Here is a 23,112-nt window from a genome sequence, read left to right as displayed (position 1 = left end):
CCCGCTACATCCACGCGGGCAGCGGTGGCAGTCGGCCGAACGGCTCGACGATCAACCCGTCGCCGTTGGTGCGGCCGATCAGCCACGCGAGCAGCGACTGCCGGCGGCCGGAGACCACGGCGGCCGGAGCCACGCCCTCCGGGCCGATGCGCAGTTCGCGGTGGGTGATGTCGTCGCGCAGCAGCAGCGGCGGGCAGTCCGGGCGGCCGCGGAAGGAGGCCGCGACCTCGTTCAGCTCGCGCTCGGTGTACTCGGTCGGCCAGTGCGCCGGCGTCCAGCCCGCGTCCAGATCGACATGGTGGATGTACAGCTCGCGCAGTCGCTTCGCGGGCAGCGTCGTGGCGGCGATCTCGCCCGCGTTGCGCGCGGTGACCTTGGCGCCCCACGCGGTCGGCGTCATCGCGGTGAACGCCTGGGCGAACCGGCCGGACGCGTCGTACAGGTCGGTGAGCTGCTCCTGGGCGGGCCGCCCGGCGCCCTCCTCGATGGCCCGGTCGCGGGCGTCCCCGGGCGGGTACATCGGGGTCGGGATCCCGGTGCGGGCCCAGTTCAGCAGGTTGGTCAGGGCGTCCGCGTTGCGCGCGAGGTGGGTCAGCACGTGGCCCCTGGTCCACCCGGGCAGCAACGACGGCCCGGCCAGGTGCTCGGGCGTCAGCCGTTCCGCGGTCGCCAATACCTGCGCGGTCGCGTCGTTGATCTCCGCGAGCAGTGCGGCGGGGTCGAACCCGTCCGTGGTCACGCATACCTCCCCCGGATCGGCCTCGCCGCCGACCTGCGGGACGAGACGGGTCCCGGAGCGACGAGGTCTTGGGGTCTCACCTTAGTGGCGCGGACCCCCGGGCCCGTGTTTCACACGATCGAGTGAAGAGTGGCCGCAGGAAGTTTTGTTCGAATGAATGTGCGATAGCCTGGCGGCCCAAAGGGAACAAAAACCTGCCCCGGGCTGCTTACGATGGCGCGAGGCACATCATCGAGCACTGGTCCGACACTGCTCGAACACCGCCGCGATCCGCACTGTCGACCTCGTCCCGCGCCGTCGACGCGTACCGATCCGACACCATCCAGCCGCAGCGGCATGTCGTCGAAGGGTTTCGATTCTCAAGTGGCCGACCGTCTCATCGTCCGTGGCGCGCGCGAGCACAACCTCAAGGACGTCTCCCTCGACCTTCCGCGCGACGCGCTCATCGTCTTCACCGGGCTGTCCGGCTCCGGCAAGTCCTCGCTCGCGTTCGACACGATCTTCGCGGAGGGACAGCGCCGCTACGTCGAGTCGCTGTCGTCCTACGCGCGCCAGTTCCTCGGGCAGATGGACAAGCCCGACGTCGACTTCATCGAGGGCCTGTCGCCCGCGGTCTCGATCGACCAGAAGTCGACGAACCGCAACCCGCGCTCCACGGTCGGCACGATCACCGAGGTCTACGACTACCTGCGCCTGCTCTACGCCCGGATCGGCCACCCGCACTGTCCGCAGTGCTCCCGCCCGATCGCCCGGCAGAGCCCGCAGCAGGTGGTCGACCGCGTGCTGGAACTCGAGGAGGGCACCCGCTTCCAGGTGCTCTCGCCGATCGTGCGCGAGCGCAAGGGCGAGTTCGTCGACCTGTTCGCCGAGCTCCAGTCCAAGGGCTACAGCCGGGCGAGGGTGGACGGCGCGGTGATCCAGCTCACCGACCCGCCCAAGCTCAAGAAGCAGGAGAAGCACACCATCGAGGTGGTCATCGACCGCCTGACAGTCAAGTCCTCGGCCAAGCGCCGGCTGACCGACTCGGTGGAGACCGCGCTCTCGCTCGGCTCCGGCATGGTCATCCTGGACTTCGTCGACCTGCCCGAGGACGACGCGCACCGCGAGCGGATGTTCTCCGAGCACCTGTACTGCCCGTACGACGACCTCTCGTTCGAGGAGCTGGAGCCGCGCTCGTTCTCCTTCAACTCGCCGTTCGGCGCGTGCCCCGACTGCACCGGCATCGGCACCCGGATGGAGGTCGACCCCGAACTGGTGGTGCCCGACGGGCAGAAGTCGCTGGACGAGGGCGCGCTCGCACCGTGGTCGAGCGGACACGCGTCGGAGTACTTCGGCCGGCTGGTCTCCGCGCTCGCGGCCGAGATGGGCTTCCGGACCGACATCGCCTGGGACGGCCTGCCGCAGCGGGCCAAGAAGGCGCTGCTCAACGGCCACAAGACGCAGATCCACGTCAAGTACAAGAACCGGTACGGCCGCGAGCGCTCGTACTACACGTCCTTCGAGGGCGCGCTGCCCTACATCGTGCGCCGGCACTCCGAGGCGGAGACCGACACCAGTCGCGAGCGCTTCGAGGGCTTCATGCGCGAGGTGCCGTGTGCCACGTGTCACGGCGCCCGGCTCAAGCCGATCGTGCTCGCGGTGACCATCGCGGACAAGTCGATCGCCGACGTCGCGTCGATGTCGATCAGCGACTGCGCCGAGTTCCTCGGCCGGATCAAGCTGGTGGCGCGGGAGAAGAAGATCGCCGAGCGGGTGCTCAAGGAGGTCAACGAGCGGTTGAGGTTCCTGGTCGACGTCGGCCTGGACTACCTCTCGCTGAGTCGGGCCGCGGGCACCCTGTCCGGCGGCGAGGCGCAGCGCATCCGGCTCGCCACCCAGATCGGCTCCGGTCTGGTCGGCGTGCTGTACGTGCTCGACGAGCCGTCCATCGGCCTGCACCAGCGGGACAACCACCGGTTGATCGAGACCCTGGTCCGGCTGCGCGACATGGGCAACACGCTGATCGTGGTCGAGCACGACGAGGACACCATCCGGATCGCCGACTGGGTCGTGGACATCGGTCCCGGCGCGGGCGAGCACGGCGGTGAGGTGGTGCACTCGGGCAGCTACAAGGAACTGCTCAAGAACAAGCGCTCGGCCACCGGCGACTACCTCTCCGGGCGCAAGTCCATCCCCACCCCGACCGAGCGCCGGGTGCCCGACACCAAGCGCCGACTGGTGGTGCACGGCGCTCGGGAGAACAACCTCCAGGACGTCAGCGTGGCGTTCCCGCTGGGCGTGTTCACCGCGATCACCGGCGTGTCCGGCTCGGGCAAGTCGACCCTGGTCAACGACATCCTGTACACCCACCTGGCCCGCGAGCTCAACGGCGCGCGACTGGTGCCGGGCCGGCACACCCGGATCACCGGGACCGACCTGGTGGACAAGGTCGTCCACGTGGACCAGGGCCCGATCGGGCGCACCCCGCGCTCGAACCCGGCCACCTATACCGGTGTGTTCGACCACGTGCGCAAGCTGTTCGCGGAGACCACCGAGGCCAAGGTGCGTGGCTACCTGCCGGGCCGGTTCTCGTTCAACGTCAAGGGCGGTCGCTGCGAGAACTGCTCGGGCGACGGCACCATCAAGATCGAGATGAACTTCCTGCCGGACGTCTACGTGCCGTGCGAGGTCTGCCACGGCGCGCGCTACAACCGCGAGACGCTCGAGGTGCACTTCAAGGGCAAGAACATCTCCGAGGTGCTCGACATGCCGATCGAGGAGGGCCTGGCCTTCTTCGAGGCGGTCCCCGCGATCGCCCGGCACCTGCGCACGCTCAACGACGTCGGCCTGGGCTACGTGCGACTCGGCCAGCCCGCGACCACGCTCTCCGGCGGCGAGGCACAGCGGGTCAAGCTCGCCTCCGAGCTGCAGCGCCGCTCCACCGGCAAGACGGTGTACGTGCTCGACGAGCCGACCACGGGTCTGCACTTCGAGGACATCCGCCGGCTGCTGGGCGTGCTGACCAGCCTGGTCGACAAGGGCAACACGGTGATCGTGATCGAGCACAACCTCGACGTGATCAAGACCGCCGACTGGGTCGTCGACCTGGGACCCGAGGGCGGCAGCGGCGGCGGCCTGATCGTCGCCGAGGGCACGCCCGAGGAGGTCGCCGAGGTGGCCGGCAGCCACACCGGCAAGTTCCTCCAGGACGTGCTGTACGACCGACGGTGACGTGAGTGGCATCCGGGCCGGGTGCGAGGATTGACCGGCCTCACGGTGGCGTGGCCCATTCGGGCCACGCCACCGGCGTCACCGTTCACAAGGAGATCCCGCATGACCGCGCAGCAGCAGCCCCGGCCCGAGACCGCGACCGACCCGCAGGGCGATCACGGACCGGACCGGCGCACGCTGCTGCGGGGGGCCGCGGTGGTCGGCGCGGTCGGCGCCGCCGGGCTCGGCCTGAGCGCGTGCACCGCGGACAACCAGGCCGCGTCGCCGCACGAGAAGAAGCTGCTGGACGGACCGGTCACGGTGGGTCGGTCCGAGGACGTGGCGGTCGGCAAGGGCAAGGTGTACACCGACACCTCGATTGTGGTCACCCAGCCCGCCAAGGACGATTACAAGGCGTTCGACGCCCGTTGTCCGCACCAGGGGTGTCTGGTCACCAAGGTCGACCAGGGTGTCATCCAGTGCCAGTGCCACGGCAGCCAGTTCTCGATGAACGACGGCTCCGTCGTTCGCCGGCCCGCCAGGCGCGGCCTGACGCCGCTGCCGGTCGCGGTCGCGAACGGTGAGATCGTCGTGGGTTGACCGCGAAAATCTGTTGGAGCCAGCACATAGGGTGGAGAAATGGACCCGTCGTCGTACCGGCCCGCTCCCGGCCAGATCCCGACGTCGCCCGGTGTGTACCGGTTCAGCGACGAGCACGGGCGCGTGGTCTACGTCGGCAAGGCGAAGAACCTGCGTGCCCGGCTCTCGTCCTACTTCCAGGACCTGGCCAACCTGCACCCGCGCACCCAGAGCATGGTCACCACCGCCGCGGCGGTGGACTGGACAGTGGTCGGCACCGAGGTCGAGGCACTCCAGTTGGAGTACTCCTGGATCAAGGAGTTCGACCCGCGGTTCAACGTCAAGTACCGCGACGACAAGAGCTACCCCTCGCTCGCGGTGACCCTCGACGAGGAGTTCCCCCGCGCGCAGGTGATGCGCGGTCCGCATCGCAAGGGCGTGCGCTACTTCGGCCCGTACGGGCACGCGTGGGCCATCCGCGAGACGCTCGACCTGCTGCTGCGGGTGTTCCCGGTGCGGACCTGCTCGGCCGGCGTGTTCAAGAACGCCCACCGCACCGGCCGGCCGTGCCTGCTCGGCTACATCGGCAAGTGCGCGGCGCCGTGCACCGGCAAGATCTCCGCGCAGGACCACCGCGCGCTCGCCGAGGACTTCTGCGAGTTCATGGCCGGCCGCACCGGCCCCTACATCAAGCGCGTCGAGCGGGAGATGAAGCGGGCCGCGCAGGCGATGGAGTACGAGAAGGCGGCCCGGCTGCGGGACGACATAACGGCGCTGACCCGGGCGCTGGAGAAGAACGCGATCGTCTTCGGCGACGGCACCGACGCGGATGTGATCGCGCTGGCCGAGGACGAACTCGAGGTCGCCGTCCAGATCTTCCACGTGCGCGGCGGCCGGGTCCGCGGTCAGCGCGGCTGGGTCACCGAGCGGGTCGAGGACGTGGACACCGCCGACCTGGTCGAACACTTCCTCCAGCAGCTCTACGGCGAGCAGCGCGGCGAGGCGGTGCCGCGCGAGGTGCTGGTGCCCGCGCTGCCCGCGGACACCGCGGCGCTGACCCAGTGGTTGTGCGAGCTGCGCGGCGCCAAGGTGGAACTGCGGGTGCCGCAGCGCGGCGACAAGAAGTCGCTCCAGGAGACCGTGCAGCGCAACGCCGCGCAGGCGTTGAACCTGCACAAGCTGCGCCGGGCCGGCGACCTGACCGCGCGCTCGCTCGCGCTCCAGCAACTGGCCGAGGCGCTGGAGATGGACACCGCGCCGCTGCGCATCGAGTGCTTCGACATCTCGCACCTGCAGGGCACCGAGGTGGTCGCCTCGATGGTGGTCTTCGAGGACGGTCTGCCGCGCAAGAGCGAGTACCGGCGCTTCGCGATCAAGACGTTCGAGGGCCAGGACGACCCGAGGGCGATGCACGAGGTGCTCACCCGGCGGTTCCGGCGGTACCGGTCCGACCTCGCGCGCGACGCGGCCACGGACGCGGCCGACGGCGGCGGCGTGGACGGCGCGGACGACGCGGAGAACACCGGTCCGATCGATCCCGAGACCGGCAAGCCCAAGCGGTTCGCCTACCCGCCGCAGTTGATCGTGGTCGACGGCGGTCAGCCCCAGGTCGCCGCCGCCGTGCGGGCCCTGGAGGAGGCCGGCGTGGTCGACGTCACCGTGTGCGGGCTGGCCAAGCGGCTCGAAGAGGTCTGGGTGCCCGGCGAGGACGACCCGGTCGTGCTCCCGCGCAGCAGCGGCGAGGCGTTGCTGATGCTCCAGCGCATCCGCGACGAGGCGCACCGCTTCGCGATCACCTATCACCGCTCCAAGCGGTCCAAGGCGATGACGGCGAGCGCGCTCGACGACATCCCGGGGCTGGGCGAGACCCGTCGCAAGGCGGTGCTCGCGCACTTCGGCTCGCTCAAGCGGCTGCGCACGGCGACCATCGAGCAGATCACCGAGGTGCCCGGGATCGGCCGCGCCACCGCGGCGGCGATCGTGGCGTCGCTCGCCGCGCGGGCGCCCGCGGCGCCGGCGGTGAACACCGCGACGGGCGAGATCATTGAAGACGACGCCGTTGTTGCGGTGGATGAGGTTGCCGAAGCCGATGAGGCGGTCCCGGTTGTACCCCCGAGGCAGGAAACAGCAGGAGGAAGCGTTGAACTCGCCCAGCCGTAGGTGCGGCACGCACCGGGGGGACGCATGAGTACCGAGATCACGAACGCAGAGGTCGAGGGCACTCCGGAGCTGGTGATCATCTCCGGCATGTCGGGTGCCGGTCGCAGTACCGCCGCCAAGGGCATGGAGGACCTCGGCTGGTTCGTGGTGGACAACCTGCCGCCGTCGCTGATCCCCGCGATGGTCGACCTCGGGGCCCGCACCCAGGGTGCGGTCGCGCGGATAGCGGTCGTCGTGGACGTGCGCGGTCGTACCTTCTTCGACGACCTGCGCTCGGCGCTCAGCGAGTTGGACGCGGCCGGCGTGGTGCGGCGGATCGTCTTCCTGGAGGCCTCCGACGACGTCTTGGTGCGTCGTTTCGAGGGCGTGCGCCGGCCGCACCCGCTCCAGGGCGACGGGCGGATCCCGGACGGCATCGCCCGCGAGCGCGAACTGCTGCGCGAGCTGCGCGGCGAGGCCGACCTGGTGATCGACACGTCCGACCTCAACGTGCACCAGTTGCGCGCGCGGATGGACGACCGGTTCGCCGGCACCGGCGAGCCGCAGTTGCGGGCCACCGTGATGTCCTTCGGCTTCAAGTACGGCCTGCCGGTGGACGCCGACCTGGTGGTCGACTGCCGCTTCCTGCCCAACCCGCACTGGATCCCGGAGCTGCGCCCGCACACCGGCATGGACGAGGCGGTCAGCCGCTACGTGTTCGACCAGACCGGTGCCAAGGAGTTCCTGGACCGCTACGCCGAGCTGCTGCACATCGTCACCGAGGGCTACCGCCGCGAGGGCAAGCGCTATGTGACGCTCGCGGTGGGCTGCACCGGCGGCAAGCACCGCAGCGTGGCGATGGCGGAGCGACTGGCTCGCCGGCTCACCGAGGACGGCCTGGACACCGTGCTCGTGCACCGCGACATGGGCAGGGAATGAGCGGCCCCAAGGTGGTCGCCTTGGGCGGCGGACACGGGCTCTCGGCCTCGCTGGCGGCACTGCGCCGGCTCACCGACGACCTGACGGCGATCGTCACGGTCGCCGACGACGGCGGCTCCAGCGGGCGGCTGCGCAAGGACCTGGGCGTGTTGCCGCCCGGCGATCTGCGGATGGCGCTGGCCGCGCTGTGCGGCGATGACGAGTGGGGGGTGACCTGGAGCCGGGTCATCCAGCACCGGTTCCGCCGCGAGGGCGAGCTGAACGGACACGCGGTCGGCAACCTGCTCCTGGTCGGCCTGTGGGAACTGATGGACGACCCGATCGCGGCGCTGGACTGGATGGGGCGGCTGCTCGGCGCGCACGGGCGGGTGTTGCCGATGTCGGCGGTCCCGCTGGACATCGAGGCGGACGTGGCCGGGCACGACCCGGCCCGACCGGACGAGGTGTCGGTGGTGCGCGGGCAGGCGCAGGTCGCGGTGACCCCGGGCGACGTGCGCGGGATCCGGCTGCTGCCGGGCGATCCGCCCGCCGTGCCGGAGGCGGTCGCGGCGGTTCGTGACGCCGATTGGGTGGTTGTCGGGCCCGGTTCCTGGTTCACCTCGGTGTTGCCCCACCTGCTCGTTCCCGAGTTGGCGGCGGCCCTGGTGGAGACCAAGGCCAGGCGGCTGCTGGCGCTGAATCTGGCCCCGCAGCCGGGTGAGACGGCGGGCTTCTCGCCACAGCAGCACCTGGAGGTGCTGGCCGCGCACGCGCCGGGACTGACCTTTGACATCGTCCTCGGCGACCGCGACCGTGTGGAGGACGTACCGGGCCTGGAACGGGCCACGGCGGCGCTCGGTGGACACGTCCACCTGGCCCCCGTTTCGGCGGTCGACGGCTCCCCGCGACACGACCCCGAACGGTTGGCCGCAGCCTACGGCCGGATCTTCGTCGATCGTGAAAGGATCGCTCCATGGCGATGACGGCAGCAGTGAAGGACGAGCTCAGCCGCCTCCCGGTCACCCGGTCGTGCTGTCGCAAGGCGGAGGTCTCCGCGCTCTTGCGCTTCGCGGGCGGACTGCACATCGTGGGCGGGCGGATCGTCATCGAGGCGGAGTTGGACACGGCGATGGCCGCGCGCCGCCTGCGCAAGGACATCCTGGAGGTCTACGGGCACAGCTCGGACCTGGTGGTGGTGGCCCCCGGCGGGCTGCGGCGCGGCAGCCGCTACGTGGTCCGGGTCGCCGTCGGCGGCGACCAGCTCGCCAGGCAGACCGGCTTGCTGGACGCGCGCGGGCGCCCGGTGCGGGGTCTCCCGCCCCAGGTCGTCTCCGGCGCGACCTGTGACGCGGAGGCCGCCTGGCGCGGCGCGTTCCTGGCACACGGCTCGCTGACCGAACCCGGCCGCTCCTCGGCCCTGGAGGTGACCTGCCCCGGCTCGGAGGCGGCCCTCGCGCTGGTCGGCGCGGCCCGTCGGCTGGGCCTGGCGGCCAAGTCGCGCGAGGTGCGCGGCGTGGACCGCGTGGTGGTCCGCGACGGCGACGCGATCGGCGCGCTGCTCACCCGGCTCGGCGCGCACGAGAGCGTGCTGGCCTGGGAGGAGCGGCGGATGCGCCGCGAGGTGCGGGCCACCGCGAACCGGCTGGCCAACTTCGACGACGCGAACCTGCGCCGCTCGGCCCGGGCGGCCGTCGCGGCGGGCGCGCGCGTACAGCGGGCCCTGGAGATCCTCGGCGAGGAGGTCCCGGAGCACCTGGCCGCGGCCGGCAAGCTGCGGCTGGACCACAAGCAGGCGTCCCTGGAGGAACTGGGCGGGCTGGCCGAGCCGCCGCTGACCAAGGACGCGGTCGCCGGTCGCATCCGTCGGTTGCTCGCGATGGCCGACAAGCGCGCGGGCGAGTTGGGCATGCCCGGCACCGACGCCGGCCTGTCGGTGGACATACTCGTGTCCTGATCCGGCCCCGACCGGTCCGGATGTGGACCGGCGCACCCGAAAACCATTCGAAGGCGTCGAACCGCGAGACGTAGGGTCTCCGGGTCGGCGCCTTCGTCCGTAGCCGGAGGGAGGCCGCACACGCGAGGAAGGAACCACCGCAGTGGACATCCGCACGATCGGCGAGGACGAGATCATCCCCTGGACCGACGCCGTCGGCATCGGTTTTCTCCGGGTTCCCGACGATGCCAAGGAGACTCGGGAGAAGCGGATCGAGCACTGGCGCGAGCGGGCCGACCTCGCCCGTACGCGCGGCGCCTTCGACGGCGGACGCTGTGTCGGCACCTTCCGTAGCTTCGCCACCGGTCTGACCGTGCCCGGCGGCGCGATCGTGCCGGTCTCGGCGATCACCAACGTCACCGTCTCGCCGACCCACCGCCGCCGAGGCCTGCTCACCGAGATGATGGGCCTGGACCTGGCGGACTCCGCCGCGCGCGGCGAGGCGCTGGCCATCCTGATCGCCGCCGAGTACCGGATCTACGGCCGGTTCGGCTTCGGAGTGGCCACCGAGTACCAGAAGCTGACCCTGGACGCGGTGCGCACCGACTTCGTGCCGGACGCGCCGGTGGAGCCCGGCGCCCGGATCGAGCTGGTCTCCGCCGAGGAGGTGGCCGAGCTGGGCCCGCCGCTGCACGAGGAGTTCCGCCCGCTGCGCCCCGGCGCGATCGGCCGCACCCCGCTGTGGTGGAAGATGTACACCGGTCTGGTCTCGTTGCCGATGAACCCGGTGCCGCCGCGCTTCCACGCGGTGTACCGCGATCCCTCCGGCAAGGTCGCCGGACTGGTGAGCTATCGCACCGACGACCACTGGGACGAGTTCGTACCCAAGGTCACGCTGACCGTGGACTCGCTGCTCGCGCTCACCCCGGCGGCGGAGATCGCGCTGTGGCGGTTCTGCGCGAGCGTCGACTACGTCGAGCGCATCGAGGGCCCCGACCGCAGTCCCGACGAGTTGTTGCCGATGCTGGTGCGGGACCCGCGGGCGATCACCACGCAGTCGCGCCGCGACTTCGTGTGGGCGCGGATCCTGGACGTGCCCGCCGCGTTCTCGGCCCGCACGTACGGCGCCCGAGACCGGCTCGTGGTCGAGGTGCGCGACGACATGGGCTACGCCGCGGGTCGGTTCGCGATCGACGGCGCGGCCGAGGACGCGCGATGTGTGCCCACCGGCGACCCGGCCGACTTGGTCCTGGACGCCTCGACGCTGGGCGCGCTGTACCTGGGCTCGGGATCGCCGGTGCGGCTCGCCGTCGCCGACCGCATATCCGAGCGCACGCCCGGTGCGGCCGAGCGTGCCGAAGCCCTGTTGCGGACGCCGCGCGAGCCGTGGTGCCCCGACTGGTTCTGACCACAATGCGGAATCTTTGCGCGTAGCCTTGACCGAATATGACCGTCCGTCAGGTCTCGTGTACCACACGGTAGTTGCCGTAGCATGCGCAACACCCGGGCGCAGGAGTCACGTTCCGTCCCTTAGGTCGTGATTTCGCGCCGTCCCTATGCACGCCGACCACACGACTGGGGGGTCGATGAGGCGTCATCGTTCCAGGGGCACCACCACACGAGTCCGGATCGGAACGACGGGAATCGCGGCGCTCTCACTGGCGCTCGGTCTGTTGACCGCAGCGCCGGTGAGCACCGCGGCACCCGCCGACAATCCGGTCTCCTATCCCGAAGTGACCAGTGCACCGCCGGAAGCGAAACTTCCTCCGGCGGGCGACAGCGGTCCGCAGTCCTATTCCGTCACGGCCGACGCCGCGCAGTTGAAGCAGATCTTCGACCTCGGCGTGGACCGACACGAGACCCAGGTGACCAAGGCGGCCGACGGCAAGGCCAAGCTGGACGTGGTCCTGGGGGATGCCCAGGCCGCCAAGCTGCGTGCCGCCGGCATTGCCCTGGAGGCGAAGTCCCAGGTCCAGAACCGGCAGGCCGCGCCCGCCGCGGCGGGCGTCTTCCGCAAGTACAGCGGCCCAGGCGGCCTCGGCGCGGAGTTGGTCCAGATCGCCAAGGACCACCCCGACATCGCCAAGACCGTCAGCATCGGCAAGACCGTGCTCGGCCAGGACATCCTCGCGGTCAAGGTGACCAAGAACGTCCGGACCAGCGCGGACGGATCCAAGCCCGGCGTGCTGTACATGTCCAACCAGCACGCGCGTGAGTGGATCACGCCGGAGATGACCCGCCGGCTCCTGCACCACTACGTGGACGGCTACGGCACGGACGACGAGGCCACCAAGCTGGTCTCGGAGAACGAGCTGTGGTTCGTGCTCTCGGCCAACCCCGACGGCTACGACTGGACCTTCCAGACCGGCCAGCGGCTGTGGCGCAAGAACCTGCGCGACAACAACGGCGACGGTGTGATCACCGCCGGCGACGGCGTCGACCTCAACCGCAACTTCGACTACAAGTGGGGTTACGACAACGAGGGTTCCTCGCCCGACCCGCTGAACGAGACCTACCGGGGCACCGCTCCGGCCTCCGAGCCGGAGACCCAGGCCATCCAGAACTTCGCCAAGCGCATCAAGGCGGAGTTCGTGGTCAACTACCACTCCGCCGCGCAGTTGCTCCTGTACGGCGTCGGCTCGCAGGTGGCCACGCCCAGCCCCGACGACGAGATCATGATCGCGCTCGCCGGCGACGACGAGCACCCGGCGGTCCCGGACTTCGACCCGGACCTGTCGGCCGAGTTGTACACCACCAACGGCGACACCGACGGGCAGATGAACGAGGCGTACAAGACGCTGTCGTTCACCCCGGAGATGTCCACGTGCGCCACGGCCGCCGGCTACCTGCCGGACGACCCGTACACGGTGGAGAACTGCGGCAGCATCTTCAGCTTCCCGAACGACGAGACGCTGGTCGGGATGGAGTACGCCAAGAACCAGGCGTTCGCGCTCTCGGTGGCCAAGTCGGCCAAGGACCCGGACGACCCGATCTCCTCGGTCGGGCGCAAGGCCCCCGACCTGGTGGCCGACCGGTTCGCGCACTCCTACGCCGAGGACCACGACGACCAGACCGTCGCGGTGATCGCCAAGCGTGCGCTGACCAACCGCAAGCTCAACTACCGCGTCAACGGCGGCCCGGCCAAGACCGCGGGCGTCAAGGAGTGGAAGGGTGGCAAGCGGTACGGCGAGCAGGGCTCGGACTACTACGCCGAGTACCGCGGCGACATCAAGAACGTGCGTACCGGTGACCGGATCGAGGTGTGGTTCACCGGCGACAAGGCCAGCACCGGCAAGGTGGAGAGCGATCGCTTCACCTTCACGGTGGAGAGCGGCATCGCCGAGAAGACCGAGACGCTGGTCCTGGCCAACGAGGACTACAAGGGCGTCAACCCGACCTACCCGCCGAACACGGTCGGCCCCAAGTACGCCCAGCAGTACGTGGACGCGCTGGCGGCCAACGGCATCAAGGCGGCGGTGTACGACGTCGACAAGCTCGGCGCACCGCATCACCTCGGCGTGCTCTCGCACTTCAAGGGGGTGTTCTGGTACCTCGGCGACAACCGACTGACCCAGGACGCGGCCCGGGAGAACACCGACTTCTTCGGTGAGCCGGTCCAGGACGCCCAGGTCACCCCGGTGGTCCAGGACGTGACCGTCAACGTGCGCGACTTCCTCAACGAGGGCGGCAAGCTGGCCTTCCTCGGCGAGACCGCGGCCTACTACGGTCCCCTGCGCAGCGCGGCGGGCGGCGGCATCTACTACGGCCTGAACGGGCACCCGGACCAGCCCTGCAAGGTCACCGCCGACGCGGCCGGCGACTGTCTGATCGTCTCGGACGACTTCAGCCAGTACTGGCTGGGCGCGTACGACCGGTCGGCGACCAACGGCGCCACCGGCGTGGTCGGTTCGGCCCCGCCGCTGCAGGGCGTCGACAAGCCGCTGCCGGGCACGGCGAGCAACCCGCTGAACGAGGCGGGCGGCTTCCTGCCCACCAGCGCGATCCTGACGCCGGAGCAGTTCCCGATGTTCGACAGCCGTTCGGTGGCGACCTACTCGGGCAACACGTCCGGGCCGTACTCGCCGGCCGAGGGCTCGTGGTACATCAACGGCCTGCACTCGGACAACGCGTACAAGCGACTGACCCGCACGATCGACCTCACCGGAGTGTCGGCGGCGGACGCGGCGAAGCTCACCGCGCAGTTCTCGTACGACACCGAGCGCGAGTGGGACCACGCGATCGTCGAGGCCCACACGGTCGGCGCCGACGACTGGACGACGCTGCCCGACCTCAACGGCGCGACCAGCACCAGGCCGCCCACCTCCTGTGAGGGTGGCGACTTCGTCCGGACCCACACGCAGTTGCGGCACTACCTGACGGTGACCACCCCGAAGTGCCTGAGCAACGGCACCACCGGCGCGTGGAACTCCTTCACCGGCAACTCGGGTGGCTGGAAGCCGGTCGCGTTCGACCTGTCCGCGTACGCGGGCAAGAAGATCGAGGTCTCGATCTCGTACGTGAGCGACTCGAACACCGGTGGCACCGGCCTGTTCGTGGACGACACCAAGGTCACCACCAGCGCCGGCGTCGTGGACGCCGAGGGCTTCGAGACCGGTCTGGGCCCGTGGGCGCTGGCCGGCCCGCCGCCCGGTGACCTCGCGCTCGTCGGCTTCAGCCGCAGCCAGGCCGCGTTCGGTTCGTCGGTGATCGCCACCGACGACACCATGCTCTTCGGCTTCGGCCTGGAGCAGTTGGCCTCGGCCGAGGACCGCAAGGTGGTCGTCGACCGGATCCTGCGGGAGCTGTACAAGTAGGCGCCGATGATCACGATGTGCTGATCGGCGAAAAGCGGTAGCCAAACGATGGCCCCCGGCGGAGACTCCTCCGTCGGGGGCCATTAACGTCTCTGCGCACACGCGAGTTCCCGCGTGTCGAGTTTTTATTCGGGGGGAATCACCTTGAGCAACAACGCGCCCGGCCCCTGGGGACCGCCGCAGGGGCAGCCCGGTCCGGGGCAGTGGGGGTCGCAACCGGGCCAGGGCCAGTGGCAGCAACAGCCGGGTCCGCCCGGGCCGTTCGGGCCGGGTCCGTACGGCGGCCCGCCGCCGGTGCCGCCGCGTCGGCAGGGCAACGCCGGACTGGCCGTCGCGGCCGGGGTGGTGGCGATGCTGGTCGCCGCCGGCGTGTACGGCCTGATCATGAAGTCGTTGGAGATCCAGAGCACCTGGTTCGGCGTGGGCGTCGCGGCGCTGATCGCGCTCGCGATGGGACGGATCGGCGGTGCGAACCCGGTGCTGCCGGTCGTCGCGACGCTGCTCGCGCTGGTCGGTGTCGCGCTGGGGCAGCTCACCGCGGTCGCCCTGGTCGCCGCCGACGAACTGGGCATCCCGGTGCTCGATGTGGTCACCGATTTCGGCAGCGAGCTCTTCCGGGGTTGGAAGGAAGCGCTGGAGTTCAGCGACTACCTCGTCTTCGTCTTCGCCGGGTTCGCGGCCTTCGGTATCACCAAGACCGTCGGCGAGAAGTGACCGCGAGATCGAGCGCCGTTGATCCGCTTTTGTGATGACCCGTACGGCTCCGGGCGTCTTGCGCAGCAAGCCTGCGTGGAGGTGCCCGGGGCGTCACGGTAGGGTCGGACATGGCCGGGGATATCGCAGATTCCACTGACCATCTCCTCGGCCATTCACCATCAGGGCATTCGGCGTTCGACAGAGGAGATCGGTTCGTGACGATCCGGGTAGGCATCAACGGATTCGGCCGTATCGGCCGCAACTTCTTCCGCGCGGCGCTGGCCTCGGGCGCGGACTTCGAGATCGTCGGGGTCAACGACCTCACGAACATCGCGACCCTGGCCCACCTGCTGAAGTACGACAGCATCCTCGGCCGGATCGGCCAGGAGGTCACCTACACCGATGACGCGATCACCGTCGGCGACAAGACCTTCAAGGTCATCGCCGAGCGTGACCCGGCCGCGCTGCCCTGGGGCGAGCTGGGTGCGGACATCGTGATCGAGTCCACCGGCATCTTCACGGACGCCGAGAAGGCCAAGAAGCACATCGAGGCCGGCGCGAAGAAGGTCATCATCTCGGCTCCGGCCAAGAATGAGGACGTCACGATCGTGATGGGCGTCAACCACGAGAAGTACGACGCCGCCGCGCACACGATCATCTCGAACGCCTCCTGCACGACCAACTGCGTCGCGCCGATGGCCAAGGTTCTCCTGGAGAACTTCGGCCTGGTCAAGGGCATGATGACCACGGTCCACGCGTACACGAACGACCAGGTCATCCTGGACTTCCCGCACTCGGACCTGCGCCGCGCCCGGGCCGCCGCGACCAACATCATCCCGACCTCGACCGGTGCCGCCAAGGCCACCGCCCTGGTCATCCCCGAGCTCAAGGGCAAGCTGGACGGCATCGCGATGCGCGTCCCGGTTCCCACCGGCTCGGTCACCGACCTGGTCGTCGAGCTGGAGCGCGAGGTGACCCGCGATGAGGTCAACGCCGCCTTCCAGAAGGCCGCCGAGGGCTCGCTCAAGGGCTACCTCACCTACACCGAGGACCCGATCGTCTCCTCGGACATCGTGACCGACCCGTCCTCGTGCACCTTCGACTCGGGCCTGACCATGGCCCAGGGCAAGCAGGTCAAGGTCGTCGGCTGGTACGACAACGAGTGGGGCTACAGCAACCGCCTGGTCGACCTGGTCGGCTACATCGGTGGTCAGCTCTGAGGGTGCGGCACACGCACCGATAACGCTTGACGATGCGGGCCCGGGTGACACGTCGTCACTCGGGCCCGTTTCTTGCGCTACCCCACCCGTTTCTTCGACATCCGAGGACGAGTCGAACTTGAAGACCATCGACGACATCGACGTATCCGGTAAGCGCGTCCTGGTGCGCGCCGACCTCAACGTCCCGCTCGACGGCGGACGCATCACCGACGACGGCCGGATCCGGGCGAGCGTGCCGACCATCAAGGCACTGGTCGACCGCGGCGCCAAGGTGATCGTGTGCTCGCACCTGGGTCGGCCCAAGGGCGCTCCCGAGCCCGCGTACTCGCTCGCGCCGGTGGCCGGGCGGCTGGGCGAACTGCTGGGCGCCGACGTGGCGTTCGCGACCGACACGGTCGGCGAGAGCGCGCAGGCAACGGTCGGCGAGCTCGCCGACGGCCGGGTCGCGCTGCTGGAGAACCTGCGCTTCAACCCGGGTGAGACGGCCAAGGACGACGCCGAGCGCGGCGCCTTCGCGGACCGCCTCGCCGAGCTCGCCGACGTGTACGTGGGCGACGGCTTCGGCGCGGTGCACCGCAAGCACGCCTCGGTGTACGACGTGCCGGCCCGGCTGCCGCACGCGGTCGGCGGCCTGATCGCCACCGAGCTGGACGTGCTCGAGCGGCTCACCGAGGACGTGCAGCGTCCGTACGCGGTGATCCTGGGCGGCTCGAAGGTGTCCGACAAGCTCGGCGTCATCGACAGCCTGCTGGACAAGGCGGACCGGATCCTGGTCGGCGGCGGCATGGTGTTCACCTTCCTGGCCGCCCAGGGCCACGAGGTGGGCAAGTCGCTGCTGGAGAAGGACCAGCTCGACCGGGTCCGCGAGTACCTCGCGCGCGCCGAGGCGAAGGGCGTGGAGTTCGTGCTGCCGGTCGACGTGATCGCGGCCACCGCGTTCGCGGCCGACGCGGACCACGCGGTGGTCTCCGCCGACGCGATCCCGGCGGACCGGCTCGGGCTGGACATCGGCCCCGCGTCCGGCGAACTGTTCGCGGACAAGCTCGCGGACGCGCAGACGGTCTTCTGGAACGGCCCGATGGGCGTGTTCGAGATGGAGCCGTACAGCCACGGCACCCGCGCGGTGGCGCAGGGCCTGATCGACTCCGACGCGTTCACCGTGGTCGGCGGCGGCGACTCGGCCGCGGCCGTCCGCACGCTGGGCTTCGACGAGAACGCCTTCGGTCACATCTCGACCGGTGGCGGCGCGAGCCTGGAGTACCTCGAAGGCAAGTCCCTGCCCGGCCTCGAAGCCCTGGAGGGCTGAACCCGATGTCTGCCGTCAAGAACAGCTCCGGTCGCATCCCGCTGATGGCGGGCAACTGGAAGATGAACCTGAACCACCTGGAGGCCATCTCCCTGGTGCAGAAGCTCGCCTTCACCCTGAACGACAGGGACTTCGACCGGGTCGAGGTCGCGGTGCTGCCGCCGTTCACCGACCTGCGCTCGGTGCAGACCATGGTCGACGCGGACAAGCTCCGGTTCACCTACGGTGCGCAGGACATCTCGCAGCACGTGGGCGGCGCCTACACCGGCGAGATCTCCGGCGCGATGCTGGCCAAGCTCAACTGCACCTACGCGCTGGTCGGGCACTCCGAGCGGCGGCAGTACCACGCCGAGGACGACGCGCTGGTGAACGCGAAGGCGCACGCGGCGTACCGCAGCGGCCTGGTGCCGATCGTCTGTGTCGGCGAGGGTCTGGAGGTGCGCAAGGCGGGCGAGCACGTGGCCCACACGCTCGCGCAGGTCGAGGGCGCGCTCAAGGGCATCACGGCCGAGCAGGCCGAGTCCGTGGTGGTCGCGTACGAGCCGGTCTGGGCGATCGGCACGGGCGAGGTGGCCACTCCGGAGAACGCGCAGGAGGTGTGCTCGGCGATCCGGGGCAAGCTCGCCGAGCTGTACACGCCGGAACTCGCGGACCGGGTCCGGGTGTTGTACGGCGGTTCGATGAAGCCCGGCAACGTGGCGGGGCTGATGGCGCAGCCGGACGTGGACGGCGGCCTGGTCGGCGGCGCCTGCCTGGCGGCCGAGGACTTCGCGCAGATCGTGCGCTACCAGGAGCAGAAGGCCTAGCGGTCGCGCGCTCGCGGGTGACCCGCGGTGGAGGCCCGGAGCGGGGTATCGCTCCGGGCCTTCGCCATGTCCCCGGGCGGCTGTTCGGGAGCGTCCGATGCGCGTCCGCACAGATCGCCGGACCGTCCGCGATCCGGTCGCCGGCCGGAATCGTTCGTTCCTCATAAACCGCACGCAAGTATTTCCAATCCGCTTGCCCCTCCCGTAACCGGTACCTGACCATAAGTCATCGCCAAGTGGCCGGTAGTCGCCCCTCCAGGGCGTTTCGGTCGGCCGACCCCAGGGGGTCCGGGTGCCATTTCCAGACATGTCCAGAACAGGGGATACCGGAGCGACGCGGTATCTGTGTACGGGTGCGGAGATCGACGAGCGGTTCGCCGCCCGGGTGATCGAGGAACTGTGGGAGAACGCCCACCGCGACCGGGCGCCGTCCTACGGATACAACGAACAGGCGGTCCTGGAGCACGCGTTGGCCGCTCGACGGCGGCGGATCCTGCGCGATGTGATCGCGTTCCTGGTGCCCGCGGTGATGTTCCTGATCGGCTTCGGGTTCGCGCCCGGCTTGTTCTGGCTCGCGATCGTGGTCTTCGTCGGGTTGGTGACGGTGCGCACCGGGGTCGCCGGGGGCGGTGGCGTCCGCGACTTCCGGACCCGGGCGGCGGCGCAGGTGTCGTGGGTGGCGGCGCTGCTGTTCGGGCTGATGTTGTACGTCGCGGGCGGGGAAAGCGGCTTCCCGTCCGCCGGCACGCTGGCGGCGACGGTGTTGCCGACGTATGCGGTCGTGGTGTTCGTGGTGTGGATCGAGCGCATGCAGCAGCGGGCCACCGTGGTCACGGACCTGGGGCCGGGGCGGACCTGGATGCCGACGGCGCCGCCGGCCGGCGACGCGACGCCGGTCCCGCCGGGAACCCTCCAGGAGGCCCTGGCCGAGGTGTTGCCGCCGCGCCCGACGCACGCACCGGTCGGCGGCCCGGCCGGGACGCTCCCGCCCGGCCCGCCGATTCCCTCCACGGTGCGCTACAGCGGATACCTGCCGTTCGTCGGCGCGGGTGAACTGGTGGAGAGCTGGACCTTCCCGGTCGAGTTGCGCGGGGCCGAGCCCTCGGTGCTGGAGGCGGCGCGCCCGTCCGGCGGGACGAAGGCCTTCACGCCGTTCACCGTCGAGGAGTTGACCAGCGCGATCTGCACGTCGTTCGAGGAGTTGGCCCGGTCCGAGGAGGGCCGGCACCGGTTGTCCGGACTGAGCGTGCAGATGCACGAGTTCAGCAGCGGGATCACCGGCGGCGCGGTGCCGCCGCCGGCCGAGGCCACCCGGCGGTACCTGTGCGTGCGGGTGGGCACGTGGTCGCAGGAGGTGGTGGTCTCGGTGCTGATCCGCTTCACCATGGACGGTCGACTGCTGTACACCGAACTGCACGAGTTGGTGCTGCCGCCGATCCGGCCCGCCTACCACGTGGCCGACGAGTGGCTGCACACCGCCGACGCGGCGACGTTGTGGGGCGCGTTCGGCCGTTCGCTGGTGGATGCGCCGGGGCTGATGGTCTCCTCGGCGGGTCGACTGATGCGGGTGTGGGCCTCGTGGTGGCGCCGGTCGGGCAATCTGCGCGCGGCGGAGGAGCGCGCGGCGCGCAACCTCCCGGTGGACCGGGGGGCCCGGGCGTCGGTGCGCGAGTTGGGCGCGTCGGCGAACTACGCGACGTTCTTCCAGAACTCGGACGCGGAGAAGTACCTCAAGCTGATCGAGCGCAAGTTCACCGTGTTCGTGCTGGACTTCCTCCAGCGCCGGCACGTGGACGTGACCGAGTATCGGCAGCGCAACGAGCTGGTCCTGAACAACGGCGTCATCCAGCACGTCTCGGGTGATCTGAACAACAGCGGCGCGATCGTCGCCGGGCGGGGCAATCAGGCGTCCGTACGGGGTTCCGGTGCCGCCGGATCGGGCGCACGATCGACACCGGGAGGTACCACGTGAACGATTCCGCGTCGCATGCCGACGAACCGGACGAGGACGAGGACGAGCCGCGCGGCAACGACGGGATCAGCCTGTCGGGTGGCCCGGTGACCAACACCGGAGCGATCGTCGCCGGTGGCGACAACCGCGTCGCGGTGCGTCGTACGGGCTCCGCCCGCGGGTCCCGCGGCGCCGGTCCCGGGCACCCGCTGACCAGCACGGGTGCGCTGGTCGGCGGTACCGGCCACGAGGTGGAGGTCGAGGACACCGGCGACGTGGATCCGGCCGCTCCGGAGCCGGGCGGCGACGCCGGGCAGGAGCCCCGAGGGCACGGCTCGACGGGGGAGGGGTCCGAGGCCGGTCGACCGTAATAGTATGATCCGCCGGATTAGCCGAAGGGGCGCACGGCTCCCACATGCGGGGCGCGGCAGCGTACTCTGTCCGATGGCCGGGAATCCTCGGCCCCCGCGTTCCGCCAGAAGGAGTTGGGCCCGGCCGTGGTCACCGGTTTCTCGATCGCCCTGATCGTCTTCAGCCTGCTCATGGTGCTGTTGGTGCTGCTGCACAAGGGCAAGGGCGGCGGCCTGTCCGACCTGTTCGGCGGCGGCATGTCCTCCTCGCTCGGCGGTTCGTCCGTCGTCGAGAAGAACCTCGACCGCATGACCATCATCGTCGGTGTGTGCTGGTTCGTGACGATCGTCGTACTCGGTCTGCTGCTCAAGAACACGTACTGACAGCGCCGGTTCGGCCGCTGTTTCCACCCGCGCGGTGGCCTTTCTGACGGACTGTCGGAAAAGGCCCACCGCTCGGTTCAACCTTGCGCGAGGCGCACGTACACTGGACGCCAAGCCGCGCAACGGGGGCGCGACCTCAAGGACCAAGGGGAGTTTTTACCGTGGCAAGTGGCAACGCCATCCGTGGGAGTCGGGTCGGCGCCGGCCCGATGGGGGAGGCAGAGCGCGGCGAAGCAGCCCCACGTCTCCGTATTTCTTTCTGGTGCGCGAACAAGCACGAGACGCAGCCGAGCTTCGCGACCGACGCTCAGGTCCCCGAGACGTGGGACTGCCCCCGCTGCGGCCTGCCCGCCGGGCAGGACCAGCACAACCCGCCGGACGCCCCGCGTACCGAGCCCTACAAGACGCACCTCGCCTACGTGCGCGAGCGTCGCAGCGATGCCGACGGCGAGGCGATCCTCGCCGAGGCGCTGGCGAAGCTGCGCGGCGAGCTCTGAGTTTTCCGAGCCTCGACGAGTCGGCACGTCGGCGAGTCGCGAGGAGTCGGTGAGTCTCGACCCACACGTACGGCCGTGGGCCGTCGTGGGTGAGCCGCCGGGAGTAGCGATACACCTTCGGGTGCGTCGCCGCTCCCGGCGGCTCTTTTGTCGTGCGCCTTCGTCGTGGGCCGCGGGGTCGCCACGCGAGGTCAGTCGTGGACGGGCAGCGCCTCGCGGGGTTCGGGGCGCTGCTGCACCTGGCGGCGGTTGGCCTGCTGCGGGAGTGGGCGTTGGCCGCGTTCGATCCAGGCGGGCAACTCCTCGCCGGTGGCCGCGATCCAGCGGTTGCGGACCGCTTCCGGGTCGGCGCGATGCGCCCGGACCAGGGTGTCGCCGGCCAGGTCGGAGACCCGGTCCAGGTTCAGCGCGGTGCCCACGCCCAGTGCCGCGGCAAGGGGTGGGACGGCGTCTGCGGGCCGGCCCGCGGCGACCAGGACGATGCCGTACAGCGCGTAGGTGACCGGGACTTCGGGGCGGCGGGCCAGCACCGGGTCGGCCCTGACCCGGCGGGCCCGCAGCCGGACCGCCTCCTCCAGCGCGTCCACCGCCTCGTCGTGCGCGCCGCCGGCGCTGTGCAGCAGTCCCAGGCTCTGCAGGGACGCGGCGAGTTCGTCCTCGCGGCGGCCGGCCGGGGCGTGCTCGGCGCCCGCGTGGCCCCGGCGGACCTCGACCGCGTCGGTGGCCAGCGCGATCGCCTCGGGACCTCGGCCGAGCCGGGCGAGCAGGGTCGCGTGGCGCAGCAGTACGGCGGCCTGGCGGGCCTGCGGCGGGCCGATCCCGAGCAGCCGTTCGGCCTCGGTGAACGCGGCGAGCGCGGCCTCGGTGCCTCCGGTGGCGGCCAGTCGACCGGCGAGTTCGTCCAGCGACATGGCCAGTTCGGCGCGATGTCGCTCGGGCGCCTGGGCGGCGAGCGTTCGGAACACCTGGACCGACTCGCGCAGCGCGCCGAGCGCCGCCGACTCGTCGCCGTGGTCGCCGAGCCGCGCGCCGAGTTCGCGCAGCGCCACCGCGAGCAGCGGGCGGTGCGCGCGGTGATCGAGCGCGGCCAGTCGGCGGGCGTGTTCGGTGGCGCTGGTGGCCACCTTGACCGCGTCCTCGGCCCGGCCGTCGGCCGCCAGCACGGCGGCGAACGCGCGCAACCCGCCGACCAGCGCGGGCCCGTGCCGGTGGTGGTCCTTGCCGGCCAACGCGCCCAGCATCCGCACCGCGGCGCGGGCGGGCGCCGCCGCGTCCGCGTGCCGGCCGGCCCGGGTCAGTTGCTGGGCCTTCTCGGTGAGCATCCGCGCCCGGGTGGCCTCGGCGTCGTCGGACTCGGCCGGCGGGCCTGCGCCGCCCGGCGGATTCGATTCCGGTTCGGCCGGATTGTGTCCCTCGCGGCGGGCGAATTCGGCGAAGGACGGCGCGGCGGGCGGGGTTTCGGGCGTGGCACGGCCCGGACACGGCGACTCCAGCTCGCGCCGGTGCCGGTATTCCTCCAGGTGACGCTCATGGCGCCGCAGCCATCCGAACCGCACGGGTCCCACCTCGCCTCTGGTCCCGAAGACCTCCG

At 70.6% G+C, this 23,112-nt stretch carries 18 protein-coding genes; 16 read left to right on the top strand and 2 right to left on the bottom strand.

The window, feature by feature from the left end:
- Positions 1-4 precede the first annotated feature (4 nt).
- A complete protein-coding gene (locus tag OG948_RS10300; RefSeq protein WP_406295640.1) occupies positions 5-739 on the bottom strand; it encodes a maleylpyruvate isomerase family mycothiol-dependent enzyme in 735 nt (244 codons plus the stop codon).
- Between the two features lie 363 nt (positions 740-1,102).
- On the opposite strand from OG948_RS10300, the gene uvrA reads away from it, so the two are divergent.
- The 16 genes from uvrA to OG948_RS10220 all read left to right on the top strand — a co-directional run bounded on the left by uvrA (position 1,103) and on the right by OG948_RS10220 (position 21,521).
- Entirely contained in the window at positions 1,103-3,949 is a 2,847-nt protein-coding gene (gene uvrA / locus OG948_RS10295) for an excinuclease ABC subunit UvrA (RefSeq protein ID WP_395862570.1), read from the top strand.
- A gap of 102 nt (positions 3,950-4,051) precedes the next feature.
- Complete coding sequence (locus tag OG948_RS10290; protein WP_406295638.1) at positions 4,052-4,528, top strand: Rieske (2Fe-2S) protein; 477 nt, start codon at positions 4,052-4,054, stop codon at positions 4,526-4,528.
- A gap of 39 nt (positions 4,529-4,567) precedes the next feature.
- Positions 4,568-6,667 carry an excinuclease ABC subunit UvrC gene (gene uvrC, locus OG948_RS10285; protein WP_406295637.1) on the top strand — a complete coding sequence of 700 codons (2,100 nt, stop codon included), beginning with the start codon at positions 4,568-4,570 and terminating at the stop codon, positions 6,665-6,667.
- Between the two features lie 24 nt (positions 6,668-6,691).
- The gene (rapZ, locus tag OG948_RS10280) at positions 6,692-7,585 is read left to right on the top strand and encodes an RNase adapter RapZ (protein WP_406295635.1); all 894 of its coding nucleotides are present in this window, start codon (positions 6,692-6,694) and stop codon (positions 7,583-7,585) included.
- Positions 7,582-8,547 carry a uridine diphosphate-N-acetylglucosamine-binding protein YvcK gene (gene yvcK, locus OG948_RS10275; protein ID WP_406295634.1) on the top strand — a complete coding sequence of 322 codons (966 nt, stop codon included), beginning with the start codon at positions 7,582-7,584 and terminating at the stop codon, positions 8,545-8,547. The genes rapZ and yvcK overlap by 4 nt, the downstream gene beginning before the upstream one ends.
- Positions 8,538-9,518: a DNA-binding protein WhiA gene (gene whiA, locus OG948_RS10270; protein ID WP_020553580.1), complete on the top strand. Its 981-nt coding sequence runs from the start codon at positions 8,538-8,540 to the stop codon at positions 9,516-9,518. Before yvcK ends, whiA begins: the two co-directional genes overlap by 10 nt.
- 142 nt (positions 9,519-9,660) lie before the next feature.
- Entirely contained in the window at positions 9,661-10,905 is a 1,245-nt protein-coding gene (locus OG948_RS10265; protein ID WP_406295632.1) for a GNAT family N-acetyltransferase, read from the top strand.
- Positions 10,906-11,185: 280 nt separating this feature from the next.
- Positions 11,186-14,311: a M14 family zinc carboxypeptidase gene (locus OG948_RS10260; protein ID WP_406295631.1), complete on the top strand. Its 3,126-nt coding sequence runs from the start codon at positions 11,186-11,188 to the stop codon at positions 14,309-14,311.
- Between the two features lie 144 nt (positions 14,312-14,455).
- Positions 14,456-15,025 (top strand): hypothetical protein, encoded by a 570-nt coding sequence (locus OG948_RS10255; protein ID WP_406295629.1) that lies wholly within the window; start codon positions 14,456-14,458, stop codon positions 15,023-15,025.
- Between the two features lie 197 nt (positions 15,026-15,222).
- Positions 15,223-16,227, top strand: coding sequence for a type I glyceraldehyde-3-phosphate dehydrogenase (gap, locus tag OG948_RS10250; RefSeq protein ID WP_020553576.1), 1,005 nt, complete (start codon positions 15,223-15,225; stop codon positions 16,225-16,227).
- 118 nt (positions 16,228-16,345) lie between these two features.
- The gene (locus tag OG948_RS10245; protein WP_406295627.1) at positions 16,346-17,533 is read left to right on the top strand and encodes a phosphoglycerate kinase; all 1,188 of its coding nucleotides are present in this window, start codon (positions 16,346-16,348) and stop codon (positions 17,531-17,533) included.
- Between the two features lie 5 nt (positions 17,534-17,538).
- Positions 17,539-18,339 carry a triose-phosphate isomerase gene (gene tpiA, locus OG948_RS10240; RefSeq protein ID WP_406295625.1) on the top strand — a complete coding sequence of 267 codons (801 nt, stop codon included), beginning with the start codon at positions 17,539-17,541 and terminating at the stop codon, positions 18,337-18,339.
- 307 nt (positions 18,340-18,646) lie between these two features.
- Positions 18,647-20,311: a hypothetical protein gene (locus OG948_RS10235; protein ID WP_406295623.1), complete on the top strand. Its 1,665-nt coding sequence runs from the start codon at positions 18,647-18,649 to the stop codon at positions 20,309-20,311.
- On the top strand, positions 20,308-20,661 hold the full coding sequence (locus tag OG948_RS10230) for a hypothetical protein (protein ID WP_406295622.1): 354 nt from the start codon (positions 20,308-20,310) through the stop codon (positions 20,659-20,661). Before OG948_RS10235 ends, OG948_RS10230 begins: the two co-directional genes overlap by 4 nt.
- A 126-nt stretch (positions 20,662-20,787) precedes the next feature.
- Positions 20,788-21,024 (top strand): preprotein translocase subunit SecG, encoded by a 237-nt coding sequence (gene secG, locus OG948_RS10225; protein WP_026218871.1) that lies wholly within the window; start codon positions 20,788-20,790, stop codon positions 21,022-21,024.
- 209 nt (positions 21,025-21,233) lie between these two features.
- Positions 21,234-21,521 carry an RNA polymerase-binding protein RbpA gene (locus OG948_RS10220; protein WP_020553570.1) on the top strand — a complete coding sequence of 96 codons (288 nt, stop codon included), beginning with the start codon at positions 21,234-21,236 and terminating at the stop codon, positions 21,519-21,521.
- 191 nt (positions 21,522-21,712) lie between these two features.
- On the opposite strand, the gene OG948_RS10215 is transcribed toward OG948_RS10220, so the two are convergent.
- Positions 21,713-23,077, bottom strand: a complete 1,365-nt coding sequence (locus OG948_RS10215) for a tetratricopeptide repeat protein (protein ID WP_406295620.1) — start codon at positions 23,075-23,077, stop codon at positions 21,713-21,715.
- Positions 23,078-23,112 lie beyond the last annotated feature (35 nt).

Origin of the sequence: Embleya sp. NBC_00888 (assembly GCF_045207655.1) — a bacterium.
Taxonomy (GTDB): domain Bacteria; phylum Actinomycetota; class Actinomycetes; order Streptomycetales; family Streptomycetaceae; genus Embleya.
Note: the sequence above shows the minus strand (reverse complement) of the source record. Positions and strands in the feature narration are given on the sequence as shown.

Excerpts from the sequence above, each read along its gene's own strand:
- rapZ (WP_406295635.1), top strand. The coding sequence starts at position 6,692 with ATGAGTACCGAGATCACGAACGCAGAGGTCGAGGGCACTCCGGAGCTG.
- uvrC (WP_406295637.1), top strand. The coding sequence starts at position 4,568 with ATGGACCCGTCGTCGTACCGGCCCGCTCCCGGCCAGATCCCGACGTCG.
- OG948_RS10290 (WP_406295638.1), top strand. The coding sequence starts at position 4,052 with ATGACCGCGCAGCAGCAGCCCCGGCCCGAGACCGCGACCGACCCGCAG.
- OG948_RS10220 (WP_020553570.1), top strand. The coding sequence starts at position 21,234 with ATGGGGGAGGCAGAGCGCGGCGAAGCAGCCCCACGTCTCCGTATTTCT.
- OG948_RS10235 (WP_406295623.1), top strand. The coding sequence starts at position 18,647 with ATGTCCAGAACAGGGGATACCGGAGCGACGCGGTATCTGTGTACGGGT.
- whiA (WP_020553580.1), top strand. The coding sequence starts at position 8,538 with ATGGCGATGACGGCAGCAGTGAAGGACGAGCTCAGCCGCCTCCCGGTC.
- yvcK (WP_406295634.1), top strand. The coding sequence starts at position 7,582 with ATGAGCGGCCCCAAGGTGGTCGCCTTGGGCGGCGGACACGGGCTCTCG.
- tpiA (WP_406295625.1), top strand. The coding sequence starts at position 17,539 with ATGTCTGCCGTCAAGAACAGCTCCGGTCGCATCCCGCTGATGGCGGGC.